Origin of the sequence: Mesorhizobium sp. M1D.F.Ca.ET.231.01.1.1, assembly GCF_003999155.2 — a bacterium.
Lineage (GTDB): Bacteria > Pseudomonadota > Alphaproteobacteria > Rhizobiales > Rhizobiaceae > Mesorhizobium.
Window position 1 is genome coordinate 181,509 of record NZ_RZOZ02000013.1, and the last position, 15,488, is coordinate 196,996.

Annotated in this window: 13 protein-coding genes; 8 read left to right on the top strand and 5 right to left on the bottom strand. The window is 61.1% G+C overall.

Annotation, left to right across the window (positions count from 1 at the left end; all coding sequences use genetic code 11):
• Positions 1–364: 364 nt before the first annotated feature.
• The 4 genes from EN874_RS27635 to EN874_RS27650 form a co-directional block, all read right to left on the bottom strand.
• On the bottom strand, positions 365–1,405 hold the full coding sequence (locus tag EN874_RS27635; protein WP_127428380.1) for a DUF3445 domain-containing protein: 1,041 nt from the start codon (positions 1,403–1,405) through the stop codon (positions 365–367).
• 13 nt (positions 1,406–1,418) lie between these two features.
• A complete protein-coding gene (locus tag EN874_RS27640) occupies positions 1,419–2,384 on the bottom strand; it encodes a PDR/VanB family oxidoreductase (RefSeq protein WP_127428379.1) in 966 nt (321 codons plus the stop codon).
• On the bottom strand, positions 2,381–2,980 hold the full coding sequence (locus EN874_RS27645; RefSeq protein WP_127428378.1) for a dimethylamine monooxygenase subunit DmmA family protein: 600 nt from the start codon (positions 2,978–2,980) through the stop codon (positions 2,381–2,383). The genes EN874_RS27640 and EN874_RS27645 overlap by 4 nt, the downstream gene beginning before the upstream one ends.
• Before the next feature lie 65 nt (positions 2,981–3,045).
• Positions 3,046–4,179: an aminomethyltransferase family protein gene (locus tag EN874_RS27650; RefSeq protein WP_127428377.1), complete on the bottom strand. Its 1,134-nt coding sequence runs from the start codon at positions 4,177–4,179 to the stop codon at positions 3,046–3,048.
• 36 nt (positions 4,180–4,215) lie between these two features.
• Here EN874_RS27650 and EN874_RS27655 point away from each other — a divergent pair, with 36 nt between their 5' ends.
• On the top strand, positions 4,216–5,205 hold the full coding sequence (locus tag EN874_RS27655; protein WP_210236009.1) for an FCD domain-containing protein: 990 nt from the start codon (positions 4,216–4,218) through the stop codon (positions 5,203–5,205).
• Between the two features lie 7 nt (positions 5,206–5,212).
• On the opposite strand, the gene EN874_RS27660 is transcribed toward EN874_RS27655, so the two are convergent.
• Positions 5,213–6,508, bottom strand: a complete 1,296-nt coding sequence (locus EN874_RS27660) for an ABC transporter substrate-binding protein (protein ID WP_127428376.1) — start codon at positions 6,506–6,508, stop codon at positions 5,213–5,215.
• Between the two features lie 163 nt (positions 6,509–6,671).
• Here EN874_RS27660 and EN874_RS27665 point away from each other — a divergent pair, with 163 nt between their 5' ends.
• From EN874_RS27665 to EN874_RS27695, 7 genes are all read left to right on the top strand, one after another.
• Positions 6,672–8,015, top strand: a complete 1,344-nt coding sequence (locus tag EN874_RS27665; RefSeq protein WP_189394141.1) for an NAD(P)/FAD-dependent oxidoreductase — start codon at positions 6,672–6,674, stop codon at positions 8,013–8,015.
• Positions 8,016–8,157: 142 nt separating this feature from the next.
• A complete protein-coding gene (locus tag EN874_RS27670; protein ID WP_127428374.1) occupies positions 8,158–9,225 on the top strand; it encodes a GlxA family transcriptional regulator in 1,068 nt (355 codons plus the stop codon).
• Between the two features lie 42 nt (positions 9,226–9,267).
• Positions 9,268–11,640, top strand: a complete 2,373-nt coding sequence (locus EN874_RS27675) for an aminomethyltransferase family protein (protein ID WP_127428373.1) — start codon at positions 9,268–9,270, stop codon at positions 11,638–11,640.
• 5 nt (positions 11,641–11,645) lie between these two features.
• Positions 11,646–12,071: a group II truncated hemoglobin gene (locus EN874_RS27680; protein ID WP_127428372.1), complete on the top strand. Its 426-nt coding sequence runs from the start codon at positions 11,646–11,648 to the stop codon at positions 12,069–12,071.
• Between the two features lie 123 nt (positions 12,072–12,194).
• Entirely contained in the window at positions 12,195–13,904 is a 1,710-nt protein-coding gene (locus EN874_RS27685; protein ID WP_126085528.1) for an APC family permease, read from the top strand.
• A gap of 306 nt (positions 13,905–14,210) precedes the next feature.
• Positions 14,211–15,110: a bifunctional methylenetetrahydrofolate dehydrogenase/methenyltetrahydrofolate cyclohydrolase gene (locus tag EN874_RS27690; RefSeq protein ID WP_127428371.1), complete on the top strand. Its 900-nt coding sequence runs from the start codon at positions 14,211–14,213 to the stop codon at positions 15,108–15,110.
• Between the two features lie 44 nt (positions 15,111–15,154).
• On the top strand, positions 15,155–15,488 hold a 334-nt coding region (locus EN874_RS27695; RefSeq protein ID WP_135882234.1), incomplete at its 3' end, for a formate--tetrahydrofolate ligase.

Consider the following 15,488-nt stretch of genomic DNA (forward strand, 5'->3'; position numbering starts at 1 on the left):
CGCGAACAGAGTTGGCTGAGCGGTAGCCTCGCATCGTTCAATTGATGGCGAAGGCCGGCGCACGCCACCGATCGGAAGCAACGTCCTGCAAGCCTTCGTACCGGTTCTGCCTGGCGTGACGCGCTACAGGGCCGGCCATTTCTAGAGCGTTTCAGCGATTCATAGAATCGCCGAACCGCTCTAAGTATTTGTTTTTGCGCAATTCCGGACGGAAAACCGTTACACACTTTTCCTGGAATTGTTCTAAGCATCCATGAGGACAACCAGAAGCCTGGGTGCCTGCGGTCGTCACGCGACGGCGTGCCTGCTTCGCGACCGGGCAATCACTCTCATGCCCCTGGCGCCGCCAGTGGACACGGCTCGCTCAGTCCGGCCAAATGCCCGGCGACGTCGGAGCGCCGTCGTCATATCGGGACAGCCATTCCACGATCTTGGGGCGATTGGTGACAAAGCCCTTGTAGGTCGCAAGCTCGGTCGGCAGATCGCGGATAACGCGATGAAAGCGCCTGGCCCATTTCGGCACCGCCACCAGTTCGTCGAGCTTGATGAGATAGCAGCGGATCGGAAACACCAGGGCATTCGAGCGAGGGAGACGGAAGAAGGTCTGAAGCTCGACGCGCAAATGCATCATTTGCCCCATGTTCTCCAGCGTCAGGTCTTTCTTCATCACGCCCCATTTGTGATAGTTTTCGGGGCTTGTATCGAGCAGCGGATTGACCGTCATCGTCCAGTTCAGACGGCGCGCCGGCGAGCCCTGCTGCACGTTCAGGAGGAACTTCAAAGCGCGCTGGAATATCCCCATCTCGTGCGCCTTCGGCACCGGGGCGTGCCATTCGAAGAAGTTCATGCCGATGTCGAAATCAAGGCTCCAGTCGGCCTGTGTCGTCACCATGCCAGCGTCCATCCACAGGTTGTCGTCGCGTTGGTCGAGCACCGCAAAGTCGCCCTGGGTCTGCCGCGTGATGTACTCCATCGGACCACAGGGCAATGTGGTCTCATCAAGGAAAGTGAACTTCTGCTCGATGCCCAGCGGGCGGTTGATCCAGTGCCATTTGGCGCCGTCGCGGCGCAGCTCGAAAAGCTCTGGATACTCTCCCGCCTTCGAGGTCATGATCAGCTCGAGCAGATCCCAGCCGGCCAAGGTCATGTGCGGCAGCGACTGGCAGCGCAACGGGTCTTCGGCAAGGACGCGGGCACGGTCGCGCATCTCCGAGACGTAGTGCTCATCGACGTCGAAAGTCCGCTCGTAGACGCTGCCTGGACGGTATGATTTATGCGGCTCCAGGTTCACCGAGTACATGTAGCTGTCCTCGGGGAAAGGGAAAGGGAAGCGCTTGACCGCCTCCGGCGAGTTGCGGAAGGTGAAGTCGTCGTGAAACGTTTCTTCCTTGAAGACAATAGTCATCACAGCCTCCTCCCTATCGGTCCAATACCAGCGTCTTGCCTTCGAAGCGGGAAACGCATGGCATGATCTTGGCGCCGCTGGCACATTGCGTGGGCGTCAGCCAATGGTCCTTGTGCAGGAACGTTCCCTCATACTGGAGGACATCGGTCTCGCACTGACCGCAGGCTCCCCCGCGGCACAGATATGGCGCCTCGACGCCGGCCGCTTCGATCGCTTCGAGCAGGCTTTGATGCTCGCCGACCCGGATCATCTTGTCCGAGCGCGCCAGCATGACCTCGAAGGGCTTGCCTGAGGCCGGCGCAAGGAACTCCTCATGATGGACCGCCTCGCGCGGCCATCCGAGCGCCGCCGCAGTCTTGCGCACCCAGTCGATCATGCCCTTGGGGCCGCAGACATAGACATGAGTGCCGAGCGGCTGCCCGTCGAGCAATGCCGGCAGGTCGATCAGCTCGCGTCGGTCGTCGTGGTAAAGATGAACCCGCGGACGATAGTTGGCCACAAGCTCGTCGGCGTAGGAGCCAAGGGACGCTGTCCGCACGGAGTAGTGCAGTTCGAAGTTGCCGTTCATGGCGCTTAGTTGCCTGATCTGCGCCAGGAACGGCGTGATGCCGATGCCTCCGGCAAGCAACAGGTGCTTTCGCGCCCGCAAATCCAGTGCGAAGAGATTGACCGGATTGGAGATGACCATTTCCATCCCCGGCCTCACCTGCCGGTGCATGAACAACGAACCGCCTCTGCCATTGTCGTCGCGACGGATCGAGATCGAATAGCCCTCCCGGTCGGTCGGATCGCTCATGATCGAGTAGGGATTGCGGCGCACGCGATCCTGGTCGTTCATCTCCACGACCGTATGCGCGCCGCCCGAGAAAGTAGGCATCAGGCCGCCGTCACGGCGCACGAACCTGAACCGGGTGACGAGCTCGTTGACCGGCGTCACCTCAGCCACCCTCACGGGTATTTTCGCGGCTCCTGCACTCATCTGAACCGCTCCACCGATTCGGGAATATTGCCGGGATCTTCCGCGTCGACGCGCACGCCTTGGAAGGCAGCTATGCGGCGCGAATAGTGATCGCGCACGAACAGATGCAGCCCGCAATGGGCGCATTGGAAAGGATCATGCGTCACGTCTTCCGTGATGCCCTTGCAATGCACGCACTGCACGCGTCGCGCGGTCGAGCCGCGATGTTCCGTCTGGATGGCGGAATGCGGGATGCCGGCCTCCGTGGCCTCGAACATAGCCTGTCCCACCAGCCCTTCAGTTCCCGCCAGATAGACCTGCAGGCCCATATGCGCCCCGGCCAGCACCCGCCTCAGCCGCGGAAGCGCGGCTTCGTAGCTCGGCCCGACATAGAGTTGGGCAGGGGCAAGTTCCTTCAGCCTTGGGACGAACTTGTCCCCCGATTTCTTGGGGACATAGATGATATGGGCCGCGCCGAAGAAACCGGGGGGCGCGGCGGCGGCCAAATCGAGAATAGCCTCCGCACCTTCGGCATCGGCGACCATCAGATGCAGCCGCCCTGGCCGCACCTCCAGCACGCCATAGACGGGGCGGCTTGGAATCGAGCCTTCTAACACTGACTTTGACCCTCGGCTCCGTTTTGGTTCGGACTTGCACCCTGTTTGCGATGTCTCACCGCGACTTATCCCTTGGCGGTGCGACGCTTCTTTTCCGCATCGAAGAACGGCATCGAATGGGCGACGCAGGAAATTTCGCCGGTCGAATTGCGAACGGTCATCTTCACTCCGTCGACCGCGCAATCAACCGGCATGCGGGCAATGCCGATATTGTGCTTGTTGAGACCGGAGTACATGCCGATCGTCACCACGCCGACCTTTTTGCCGTCCTTCAGCAACGGCGCGCCTTCCTCGGCCGGCGTCGTGCCTTCGAGCTTGACGCCATAGATCTTGAAGCGCTCCTTGCCCTTCAGCCGATAATGTTCCTCGGCGCCGCGGAAACCCACCTTGCCGGGAGAGACGGTGAAGTCGAGCCCGAGTTCCCACAGCGTGTCGCCGGGACCCTCGTTCTCGAACGGATATTTTTCCGAATTGTCGTATGGGAAGAACAACAGATAGCTTTCGGCCCGCAGCAGATCGAGCGTCGTGAACCGGCAGGGGATAATGCCCATGCCCGCGCCCTCCTCCAGGATCCGATCCCAGATCGCGGGAGCGTCCTGGCCACGACAGAAGATCTCATAGCCGCGCTCGCCCGTATAGCCGGTGCGCGAAATCGTCACCGGCAGACCGAAGAGCGAGGTGTGCATATGGCTGAAGTAGTTCAGGTTCCGGATGCCTTCCACATGCTTCTGCAGGTAGTCGACGGCAAGCGGGCCCTGCAGCGACAGGTCGTGGAGATTGTCGTCGAAGCGGATGGCGACGTCACGCCCGGTAGCCGCCATCGTGAGCTGCTCATGGGCGCCGCCGGAGCCGTGCACGACCATCCAGCTGTTCGGCCCCATGCGGTAGATGACGCAGTCGTCGATGAACTTGCCGGCGTCGTTCAGCATTGTCGCGTAGACCGAACGGCCGGGCATGATCTTTTCGGCGTTGCGGGTCGTGGCGCGGTCGATGATGTGGCTGGCCGCAGGGCCGTTCAGGTGCACCTTCTTCAAGCCGGAAACGTCCATGAGGCCGGCCTTGGTGCGGATCGCCAGATATTCGCGCTCCGGATCGCCCGCATACTGCCAGGCGGTGCCCATGCCGCTCCAGTCTTCAAGCTTCGAACCAAGCGCGCGATGGCGATCGGCGAGCGTCGAAAATCTCCAGGAATTGGTCATTGCATTCCCCTTTTTTATACCAATTATTGAACCAGTTTGCGAGAACTGGTTCTTGAAATCAATACTCCCGTTAAAATTTTTTACCTGAGAGCAAAAATGACCAATCGAACATCGCGGCCAGGAAGAGCCGAAGGCCAACCGAAATGGAAAGCGAGACACTCGCGCGAAACAGACGGCGAAACGCCAGATTGGCGATCAGAATCAGCCGACCGCCAGAAGGGCGCGGTCATCGGCCGTGGCTTGCGCGGCCAACCAGAACCATCGCAAATGGATGCGAACTTTCGGATGTCGAAAGGAACGTCGCCGATGTCATCGAAACATGAGGCTGCCTTGGCACTAATCGCGGATCATTCAATCACCGCCACGGTTCGTGTCGTGGTGGATACGCTGCTGGCGCGAATAAGCTCTCAGCGATACACCACCGACGAGCGACTGCCCTCGGAGCGGACATTGGCCAGTGAACTTGGCGTCGCCCGCAACACGGTTCGCGAAGCGCTGGACATACTCGAGAAACATGGCTTCATACGCCGGCGTGCCGGGAGCGGCAGCTTCGTGAAGGGTCAGGCGGCCCCGGATGACGCGACCGGAGGTGTCGCCGCCGAGACGAGCCCGCTCGACCTCCTGGTGATGCGCGGAATAATCGAACCCGACATGATGAGACTCGCCATCATCAACATGTCGCCGCGCGCCATTGAAGGACTGAGCGAGACCTTGTCCGCCATGGAAGGGGTTCAAACCGAAGCAGCCGAGTTCGCCCGGCTCGAGGATGAATTCCACCGTCAGGTAGCCCGCGGCGCGGGAAATCCGCTGCTGACCTCATGCTACGATCTGTTGCTCCAGGCTCGCCGCCAGAGCTTCCGCGCCGCCCTCAACCGGCGGCATCTGACGCCTAGGCGGATACAGGACTACCAGCGCCGCTACAACACGCTGCTCAACGCGATCATCGCCCGGGATATCGAGAGTGCCGTCGAATTCACCAAGCTGCTATTGATCGAGGAACAAAAGCTGCTTCTGCAGGAAGACTGAGCCTCGGTCAGTCCGATCCGGCGGCGATGCGCAGCTCTCCAGAGGCACTGGAATGGCGCTGATCCCACATCAGCCCAAGCGCGCGCATTTCGTCGCGCAACCGCGCGCCGTGCCTTTGCAGCCAAGCCGGGACCGATCCAAAGGCTACAATACGCGCCTGGCCATCCGTAATGCGCACGACCGGCCAGTCGCCGATCAGGGCGTTGTCATTCCCGAACAGTTCCGAGCCCGCCCATTGCGCCATCCCGAACGCATGTTCGCCGAGCCCGCCATGCTTCATCGCTGCGAGAACGGAGACAGGCGCTGCCGTTCCAGCTTTCTCGACCGCCGCATGCCAAAGGTCGAGCGTGGCAACGTATTCCCAGGAAACCGCGCTCCAGCTGTCCGGGAAACGCCGGTTGTACTCCGCGAAGAACGCGGCTGGACGATTGAAGAAGAAGGCCTTGTCGCGAAGCTCCGGATCGTCGAAGTCCGGGAACTGGAACAGAAAGCCCTCCATGAAATCCACCGATGTCCGGTCGACCAGCCGCCGATAATAGTCGGCAGTGCAAGAAATGATCTGCCCCCGAAATCCCGACCGGAAAGCGGCCTCGGTCAGCGCGTGAACCATTGGCTCATAGCTCGTGCACCAACACAAAATGTCGGGATTGCCGACCAGCATTGCGCGCAGAATTTCGTCGGCGTTCGTGGCCTCCGGCGCGTAGCGGACCTCGCCCACCGACGCGATCCCCTCGGCCGCAAAGGCGGCGCGATAGGTAGCCAGCGAAGGCAGACCCAGCGCATCCGTCTGGCTGCACATCGCCACGCGCCGCAGGTCGGGGCGGTTGCGTGCAAGCCATTCGACTGCCGTGACGTTGTAGAGGGGGTGGATCTCGCTGGGCGCGATCAGATACGGCGTGTCGGGCGAAAGATCGCTCGGCAGCAGCGTCGAGGTCAGGATCTTGCGCGACATGAGATAGTCCTGGACCGGACGGAACGTATCGCCTCCGTGCATCATCAGCAGCCCTACCCCGTGATCCTGCACGAGGCGCCGAGCCCCTACCGCTGCCCGATCGGGTTCATAGCCGCAGTCCTCGGCCAGCAGTTGGACGTTGTGCCGCGTCCCGCCGATGAGCATTCCGCCGGTGCGATTGATCCAGTCCACCCAGATGCGGCAGCCGTTCAATCCCGGCAGCCCCCAAGAGCTGACAGGCCCGCTGAGCGGCCCGAGAAAGCCTACTTTGACCACGCGTTGTGCGCCGACGCCCAGCCGTTTGACCTGGGCGTTCACTGCAAGTCGTTGCACTAGACTGGCGGCGTTCATGGCGCGCTCCTCACCGACCGTTCATAGACCGAGGCCAATTCCGGCGCAAATTCATTTTCCTTCCATGAATATTAGTTGACAAGCTTGTCGTTTCGATCATAACTGGTTTGAACCAAAAGAACCAATCTCGAAAAAACCGGTTCAGACCAATGGGAGAATCATGATGAAGAAACGGATTGCCGTCATCGGTGCCGGCCCGTCCGGCTTGGCTCAGTTGCGCGCCTTTGCGTCCGCGGCGCAGATGGGCGCCGAGATTCCCGAAATCGTCTGCTTCGAAAAGCAGAAGAATTGGGGAGGGTTGTGGAACTACACCTGGCGCACGGGCCTGGACGAATTCGGCGAGCCGGTGCATGGCTCGATGTATCGCTATCTGTGGTCCAACGGCCCGAAGGAAGGTCTCGAGTTCGCCGACTACTCCTTCGAGGAGCACTTCGGCAAGCAGATTGCCTCCTATCCGCCCCGGGCCGTGTTGTTCGACTACATCGAAGGGCGCGTGAACAAGGCCGGCGTTCGCCCGTGGATCCGTTTTTCCACCGTTGTCAGGTATGTGACCTGGAGCGCCGAGACCCGCAAGTTCACCGTGCGCGTGCACGATCTTCCCCATGACCGATCCTACTCGGAAGAGTTCGACCACGTGATCGTCGCGTCGGGCCATTTCTCGACTCCGAACGTGCCGGAATTCCCCGGTTTCGAGACGTTCAATGGCCGTATCCTCCATGCTCACGACTTCCGCGACGCACGAGAATTCGTCGGTCAGGACATACTGATCATCGGCACCAGCTACTCGGCCGAGGATATCGGTTCCCAGTGCTGGAAGTACGGTTGCAAGTCGGTCACGGTCAGCCACCGCACGGAGGCGATGGGCTTCAAATGGCCGGCTAACTGGAAAGAGGTACCTCTGCTGACCAAGGTCGAGGGTAACGTCGCAACCTTCAAGGATGGTTCGACGGCGACCGTCAACGCGATCATCCTGTGTACCGGCTACAAGCACCATTTCCCGTTCATGTCGGACGACTTGCGGCTGCGCACCGCGAACAGGCTGGCCACGGCTGACCTCTACAAGGGTGTCGTCTATGTCCACAATCCGGCGCTGTTTTATCTCGGCATGCAGGACCAGTGGTATACCTTCAACATGTTCGATGCGCAGGCCTGGTGGGCGCGCGACGTTATCCTCGGCAGGATCAAGCTGCCTGCGTCCAAGAACGAGCTGATCGCCGATGTCGAGAAGCGCGTGGCGGCCGAGGATGCCGGCGAGGACAGCTATGACGCGATCCGCTACCAGGGCAGCTATATCAAGGAGCTGATCGCCGAGACCGACTATCCAAGCTTTGATGTCGACGGTGCCGACGAAGCTTTCTTCCAATGGAAGAAGCACAAGATCAAGGACATCATGGGCTTCCGCAACAACAGCTACAAATCGGTCATGACCGGCACCATGGCGCCGCAGCATCACACGCCGTGGAAAGACGCGCTGGACGATACAATGCAGAGTTATCTGCGCAACTGAGCTCGCGTTGCCCAGCGACTTTTCCAGAAGCCCTGCGGACCGTTCGCTTCCCTTGCCGCGTTGGGAGCAGTTCCGGGCAGATGACCGAGACGGGTCCTGTTCAGCAGCACGCTGAGCAGGGCAAAAACGAGGAGGAGCCAGGATGCTGACTACACAGACCGCGCAAAGGTCGTTCAGTTTCTACCTCTTGCCTGGCTTCTCGCTTCAGGCGTTCTCTTGCGCGGTAGAAGTGCTGCGGCTGGCCAACGAAGCAATCGGGAAAAACATATACAGCTGGCAAGTCATATCCGAAGACGGGCAACCCGTGATGTCGAGTTGCCGAACGACCGTCGGCATCGACTCCACGTTGAGAGACGAACGCGAAAGAACCCAAAAATCGAACTCGACGTCTGCCGCGGTGATTTGCGGCGGCAGCGCCATCCCCCGCCCTAACAAGCAGCTCGATGCCTGGCTAAGGGAATGCCGCATGCGCCGCATCCCCCTCGTTTGCATCGGCAGCGGCACCCTCGTTGTGGCGCGGGCTGGATTGGCGGACGGGCGCCGGTGCGCCGTTCACTGGGAGCAGCTTCCGTTGTTCTGCGAGCAGTTTCCGGGGATAGAGTCCACCCAGACAGCCTTCGAACATGACGGAGATCTGCATACCTGCTCGGGTGGGGACGCGCCTTTCGACATGTTCCTGAACCTGGTGGAACGTGACCATGGCTCGGTCATCGTCAACCGCGTCTGCGAAAAAGCCATCGTCTACCGAATGCGTTCCGCGGGGGAGCGACAGCGCCTGCCCCTCCATTCTCGTGTCAAGCTCAACCACAAGGCAGTGATGAAGGTCATTGGCCTGATGGAGGCAAGCTTGGATGCTCCTATGCCGGTCGATCATCTTGTCGCGTTAAGCGGAATCTCGCGCCGGCAGATCGAAAGGCTTTTCGACAGAGAGTTGGGGCGCTCCCCGAACCGATACTACATGGAACTGCGTCTGGAGCGGGCGCAGCTGCTTCTTGTGAGCACCAACTTGCCGGTCGTGGAAGTTGCGGTGGCCTGCGGTTTTATCTCGCCGTCGCACTTTTCCAAGGTCTATCGCGAAGCCTACGGGTGCGCTCCGCATCAGACACGACTGGCCGCCCGTGCGGACGGGCACGCCGATCTGATGGACCCGGCGCTGCTGGGACTGAACTGCACCGAAGTATCCCAACACAGGTTGTCGATGACCGCGTAGCCGACGAAGCGGCTGAGCCCCAGCCTCAGCGAGGAGGTAACGATGCTGAACACGATCTACCCTCCCGTCCGCGGTGGACCGCCGCAGGCGAGCCGCATCATCCGTCCCGCAGGATTGACCTTGCCGGCCGGCACCGAGCGCTACAACGTCAGCGGCGCCGGAGCGATGTTGATCGACATTGCGGCAGGCGACAGCATCACCGTAACGAATGATGAGGGCGGCCAGATCTGCGAGATCGTCGTGGCCGACGCGTCGGGCCGCATCGACGCCGGCATGGTCGACCATGGTCCGAACTCGGATGCTGCGGGTTTGAAGGCGCTGCTGACCAGTCAGGACCGCAGCCTCCAGCGGCTGCGCAAGGCGCTGGATATCCGTGGTATCGACCTCGCCGCGGCGGGCGGGATTCGCTTCTTCGAAGCGACAACGCCACCGAAGACCAAAGTCGAGCTGACCGTCCACCGCGGCGGCTGGCTCGTCATCGCCGCGCCGGGAACCGACATGGCGCCGGACGATCAGAAGACTGCGACGCCGCTGAGCGTCCTTGTGCGGCGCGCGACGGTTCGCTTGCGTGAGACCTCCCGGGATTTGCCAGATCCGCTTGCCGATCCGGTTCTCGACCTTCGCGTGCGCTCGTCGACGGCAGAGGCCTATTTCGTCAAAGCCGGGGACTATATTCAGATCATCGATGTCGACGGACGCCAGTGCACCGATTTCCAGTGCTTCTCGGCGCGCAAATTGGACAACGGAAAGGAGCATGCACTCGACGTCACCGCCACGCGCAGCGCAATGGGGCATGCCTATCCGCTGCCTGGCCTGCATTCGAAGTACTATGATCAGGACTTCCTGCCGCTGGTCGAGGTCGTGCAGGACACTTGCGGTCGCCACGACGCCTTCTCGCTGGCGTGCTATGCGAAATATTACGACGATATCGGCTATCCCGGCCATATCAACTGCACGGAAAACTTCAACAAGGCGCTCGGCTCATACGGCGTCGGTCCGCGCGGCGGCTGGATGGCGGCCAACTTCTTCTTCAACACCGGGGTCGACGCGCATGGCGTCATGTATGCTGACGAGCCGTGGTCGCGGCCGGGCGACTACGTGCTCTTGCGGGCGCTGACCGACCTCGTCTGCGTCAACTCGGCCTGCCCTGACGACACGACGGCGGCCAATGGCTGGAATCCGACCGACATCCATGTGCGCACCTATTCAGGGGCAGAGAAATTCCAACGCGCCGTGGCGATCCGCGCCACTCCCGATTCGGAGCCGAAGATGACCAAGGAAACCGGGTTTCACGACCGCCTGTCCAAGCTGACCCGCAACTTCGTGGAATATCGCGGCTACTGGCTGGCAAACAGCTACGCACAAGCCGGGCCGATCGAGGAGTACTGGGCTTGCCGGCAGAAGTCGGTGCTGATGGACCTTTCCGCCCTGCGCAAGTTCGAGGTGACGGGACCGGATTCGGAAGCGCTGCTCCAGTACACGATGACGCGCGACGTGAAGAAGCTGGCGGTCGGCCAGATCGTTTACACCGCCATGTGCTACGAGCATGGCGGTATGATTGACGACGGCACGTTGTTCCGTCTCGGCCAGGACAATTTCCGATGGGTCGGCGGCGACGACTATTCGGGCATATGGCTGCGCGAACAGGCGGAAAAGCTCGGCCTCAACGTCCTGGTCCGCAGTTCCACCGACCAATTGCATAACATTGCCGTGCAAGGACCGGAAAGCCGTGAGCTGCTGAAGAAGGTGATCTGGACGCCGCCGCATCAGCCGTCGGTCGCCGAACTCGGCTGGTTCCGTTTCGCCGTTGGCCGCATCGGTGATGACCAGGGCCTACCTGTCGTGCTGTCGCGGACCGGCTACACGGGCGAGCTGGGCTACGAGGTCTGGTGCCACCCCAGGCACGCGGGCGACGTCTTCGACGCTATCTGGGCCGAGGGGCCAGCACACGGATTGACGCCCATGGGCCTGGCCGCCCTCGATATGGTTCGGATCGAGGCCGGATTGACCTTCGCCGGCTATGACTTCTCTGATCAGACCGACCCGTTCGAGGCGGGCATCGGCTTCACCGTGCCGCTCAAATCCAAGGCCGATGATTTCATCGGGCGCGACGCGCTGATCCGGCGCAAGGAGCATCCATCGCGCAAGATGGTCGGGCTTGACATCGAAGGGACCGTCGCGGTCGGCCATGGCGACTGCATCCATCTTGGGCGCGCGCAGATCGGCGAGGTCACATCGTCAACGCGTTCGCCGATCCTCGGCAAGAACATTGCGTTGGCGCGCATCGACGTGGCCCATGCCGATGTCGGCGCGCATGTCGAGATCGGCAAGCTCGACGGCCACCAGAAGCGTCTGCCGGCCATGATCGTCCCGCTATCGCACTATGATCCCAAGAAAACCCGTCCGCAGTCCTGACGCATATGGAACCAGTAGCAGCCAAGGAAACTCTTCTTGCGCAGATCGGCGGCGAAACGGTTTTGCGCGGTCTGGTCGACTGCTTCTACGACCTGATCGAGACCGATCCTCGCGGAGAGCCGTTGCTGCGACTGCATTTTCGCGGACACGGCCTCGACCATGCCCGCGAGGAACAGTTCAACTTTCTGTGCGGCTTTCTCGGCGGGCCTCGTCACTATCTGGAAAAGCACGGGCACATGGACGTCCGTCTCATGCACGCGCATGTGCCGATCTCGGCGGGCGACGCCGAGGACTGGCTGGCTCTGATGGATCGAGCCATCGCCGAAATGCGGCTTTCTGGCCCGCAGGCAGACAAGATGCGCCTGGCATTCCGCCGAGTCGCACTGACGCTGGTCAACGATCTAGGGGAATGGGGGGTGGGAAGCGCCTGACGATGGTGGATGGTCAACGGCTTTTACTGAAATAAAAAAAACAAGCCTAATAGGAAACAAAATAACCGGCAAAGGAAAGCCGGATTCGCAGGAACACTCAACCTCTAACAATGGGAAAAAGCCATGAGCGCTTTATCTGACACTTACGCGGTGGGAGCCGCGGGGCAATTGCATAGGAGCATTGACTGGCGAGGCGCCTTCTGGGTGGCAAGCGGCGTCCCCGCCCTCGTTCTGTTTTCGATCGGCGGCATTGCTGGAACGACTGGCAAGCTGGCCTTCCTGATTTGGACCGTGTCCATGATCATGGGTTTCCTGCAGTCGTTCACATACGCCGAAATCGCCGGTCTGTTTCCCAACAAGTCCGGCGGCGCCTCGGTCTATGGCGCGACCGCCTGGCTGCGTTATTCGAAATTCATCGCGCCATTGTCGGTGTGGTGCAACTGGTTCGCCTGGTCGCCGGTGCTGTCGCTCGGCTGTTCCATCGCCGCCGCCTACATCCTCAATGCGCTGGCGCCAATTCCGGTCTTCACCGAGACCTCTCCGCAGGTGGTTGCCTACATCGGGACCCATGCCGGCACGAGCGCGGCCGACGCCATCGCGGCGGTGACGGCTGCCGCAACGCCTGCTATCCGCAGTTGGTCTCTCTTCACCCACACGCTTGGGCCTGTCAGTTTCTCATTGAACGCGACATTCTTCATCGGCGCGCTGCTGATGCTGATCATCTTCGCCATCCAGCATCGCGGCATCCTGGGCACCGCCAGTGTGCAGAAATATATCGGCCTGCTCGTCATCATCCCGATGCTGATCGTCGGCGTGGTGCCGATCTTCACCGGCCAGATCGACTGGGCGAATTTCTCGCCTCTGGTCCCGCTGGCCGCCGCCTACGCGCCCGATCCAGGCTCATGGAACATCGCCGGATGGACGCTGGCGCTCGGCGGCATGTTCATCGCCGCCTGGTCGACCTACGGCTTCGAGACCGCGGTCTGCTACACCTCGGAGTTCAAGAACCCCGGCACCGACACCTTCAAGGCGATCTTCTATTCCGGCCTGCTCTGCATGCTTCTGTTCATCCTGGTGCCCTTCACCTTCCAGGGCGTGCTTGGCCTCAACGGCATGCTGGCAACGCCAATCGTGGATGGCTCGGGCGTCGCCGATGCGTTGGCCAGCATGGTCGGCGGCGGTAACCTGATCCACAGCCTGCTGGTGATGCTGATGATCCTGGCGCTGGTGCTCTGCATCATGACAGCGATGGCCGGCTCCTCGCGCACGCTCTACCAGGGCTCCGTCGACGGTTGGCTGCCGCGCTATCTGAGCCACGTCAACGAGCACGGCGCGCCTACCCGGGCGATGTGGACCGACCTTTGCTTCAACCTTATCGTGCTGGCCATCGCCTCGGCCGACGCGACCAGCTTCTTCTTCATCCTCGCGGTGTCGAACTGCGGCTACATCATCTTCAACTTCCTCAACCTCAACGCCGGCTGGATCCACCGGATCGACAACGGCCATATCGAGCGGCCCTGGAAGGCGCCGACCTGGCTGCTGGGGATCGGGGCGATCTTCGCTTATGTCAACGCCATCTTCATGGGTGCCGGTGCCAAGGTCTGGAATCCGATGGCGCTGTGGGCCGGCCTGATAACCGCGGCACTGATCCTCCCGGTATTCTGCTTCCGGCACTACATTCAGGACGGCGGCAAGTTCCCCGATCACATGCTGGACGATCTCGGCATGAAGTCCACCGATCTCAGAGCCAAGAAGGCCGGACTTCTGCCTTACGCGACGCTGGCGGCTGGCCTTATCGTGGTGCTGATCGCCAACCGGATCTTCGTACTGTGATCGGCGATAGCCTGATCATCTTTGAACCGGGAAACGTCCCCTCCTCCCAGCCGCATTGAACCGCGGTTGCTTAGTCACCGCCTGCAAGGCCAGGCGGTGACTTTTCTTTGACCCGTGAAAGGCCTGGCGTAGCTGCCCGCCAACTGATCGAGGCAGACGAGGCGAAAATCTCTTTTTTCTTCCTATGAATTTTTCTTTCCTTATAGTTGACTTTCAGCCCAAATAATTGCAGGGTTTTGCAACTTGATTTTCGACGTTCGACGGCAAAGCGACGCCGTATTTCATTCTCAAGAGCGGAGAGAGGCGATGGCTGAAGTGATCGATGGCAAGGCTGTTGCCGCCGATGTGATCGCAAAGGTCACAAGCGCGAGCAACGACCTGGCTGTTTCGAAGAATGTAACGCCTGGTCTTGCGGTCATCATCGTCGGGGAGGATCCGGCAAGCCAGGTCTATGTGGCTGCGAAGTCGCGTACGGCGAAGGAATGCGGCTTCAATTCGTTGCAACATACGCTGCCCGCGGGCACCAGCGAGGCCTACCTGATCGATCTTATCGATATCTTGAATGGCGATCGTACGATCCATGGCATTCTGGTGCAGTTGCCGCTTCCGGATCACATCGATGCGGGCAAGGTCATCCAGGCGATTGCGCCGGAGAAGGACGTCGACGGCTTCCACTTTGTCAACGTCGGCAAGCTTGGCACCGGTGAGCTCGAGACGGCTTTCGTACCCTGCACACCGGCCGGCTCGATGCTGCTGATCGAGCGCGTGCATGGCAAGGATCTTTCCGGTCTCAATGCAGTCGTCGTCGGCCGCTCCAACATCGTTGGCAAGCCGATGGCCAACCTTCTGCTTGCCGCGAACGCCACCGTTACCGTTGCTCATAGCCGGACGAAGAATCTGCCCGAGCTTTGTCGTGGCGCCGACATCCTCGTGGCGGCGGTGGGCCGGCCGGAAATGATCAGGGGTGAGTGGGTGAAGCCAGGCACCACTGTGATCGACGTGGGCATCAACCGCGTCGCCGCGCCGGAGAAGGGCAATGGCAAGAACCGCCTGGTCGGCGACGTTGCCTACGCCGAGGCGGCGGATCGTGCCGGCGCGATCACGCCCGTGCCCGGCGGTGTCGGGCCAATGACGATCGCGCTTCTGATGGCCAACACGCTGACCTCAGCCTACCTCGCCAGCAACCTGCCGAGGCCACAGTTCTAGAAACAGCATTCATTCCCCGCAACCCGATCTCGAGGCAAAGACCCATGGCCGAATTCAAAACCGATATTGAAATAGCGCGCGCAGCCAAGAAGAAACCGATCCAGGAGATCGGCGCCAAGATCGGCATCCCCAACGAGCACCTTTTGCCCTACGGCCACGACAAGGCGAAGGTCTCGGCCGAATTCATCAAGTCGGTGAAGGGCAACAAGGACGGCAAGCTGATCCTGGTCACCGCCATCAACCCGACGCCTGCCGGCGAAGGCAAGACGACCACCACCGTCGGCCTCGGCGACGGTCTGAACCGCATCGGCAAGAAGGCGATCGTGTGCATCCGCGAAGCCTCGCTCGGCCCGAACTTCGGCATGAAGGGCGGCGCCG

What these genes read in the sequence shown, in the direction of transcription:
- EN874_RS27650 (WP_127428377.1), bottom strand. Translation starts at nt 4,179, where the DNA reads ATGACCAATTCCTGGAGATTTTCGACGCTCGCCGATCGCCATCGCGCG.
- EN874_RS27690 (WP_127428371.1), top strand. Translation starts at nt 14,211, where the DNA reads ATGGCTGAAGTGATCGATGGCAAGGCTGTTGCCGCCGATGTGATCGCA.
- EN874_RS27665 (WP_189394141.1), top strand. Translation starts at nt 6,672, where the DNA reads ATGAAGAAACGGATTGCCGTCATCGGTGCCGGCCCGTCCGGCTTGGCT.
- EN874_RS27675 (WP_127428373.1), top strand. Translation starts at nt 9,268, where the DNA reads ATGCTGAACACGATCTACCCTCCCGTCCGCGGTGGACCGCCGCAGGCG.
- EN874_RS27685 (WP_126085528.1), top strand. Translation starts at nt 12,195, where the DNA reads ATGAGCGCTTTATCTGACACTTACGCGGTGGGAGCCGCGGGGCAATTG.
- EN874_RS27635 (WP_127428380.1), bottom strand. Translation starts at nt 1,405, where the DNA reads ATGACTATTGTCTTCAAGGAAGAAACGTTTCACGACGACTTCACCTTC.
- EN874_RS27680 (WP_127428372.1), top strand. Translation starts at nt 11,646, where the DNA reads ATGGAACCAGTAGCAGCCAAGGAAACTCTTCTTGCGCAGATCGGCGGC.
- EN874_RS27670 (WP_127428374.1), top strand. Translation starts at nt 8,158, where the DNA reads ATGCTGACTACACAGACCGCGCAAAGGTCGTTCAGTTTCTACCTCTTG.
- EN874_RS27640 (WP_127428379.1), bottom strand. Translation starts at nt 2,384, where the DNA reads ATGAGTGCAGGAGCCGCGAAAATACCCGTGAGGGTGGCTGAGGTGACG.
- EN874_RS27660 (WP_127428376.1), bottom strand. Translation starts at nt 6,508, where the DNA reads ATGAACGCCGCCAGTCTAGTGCAACGACTTGCAGTGAACGCCCAGGTC.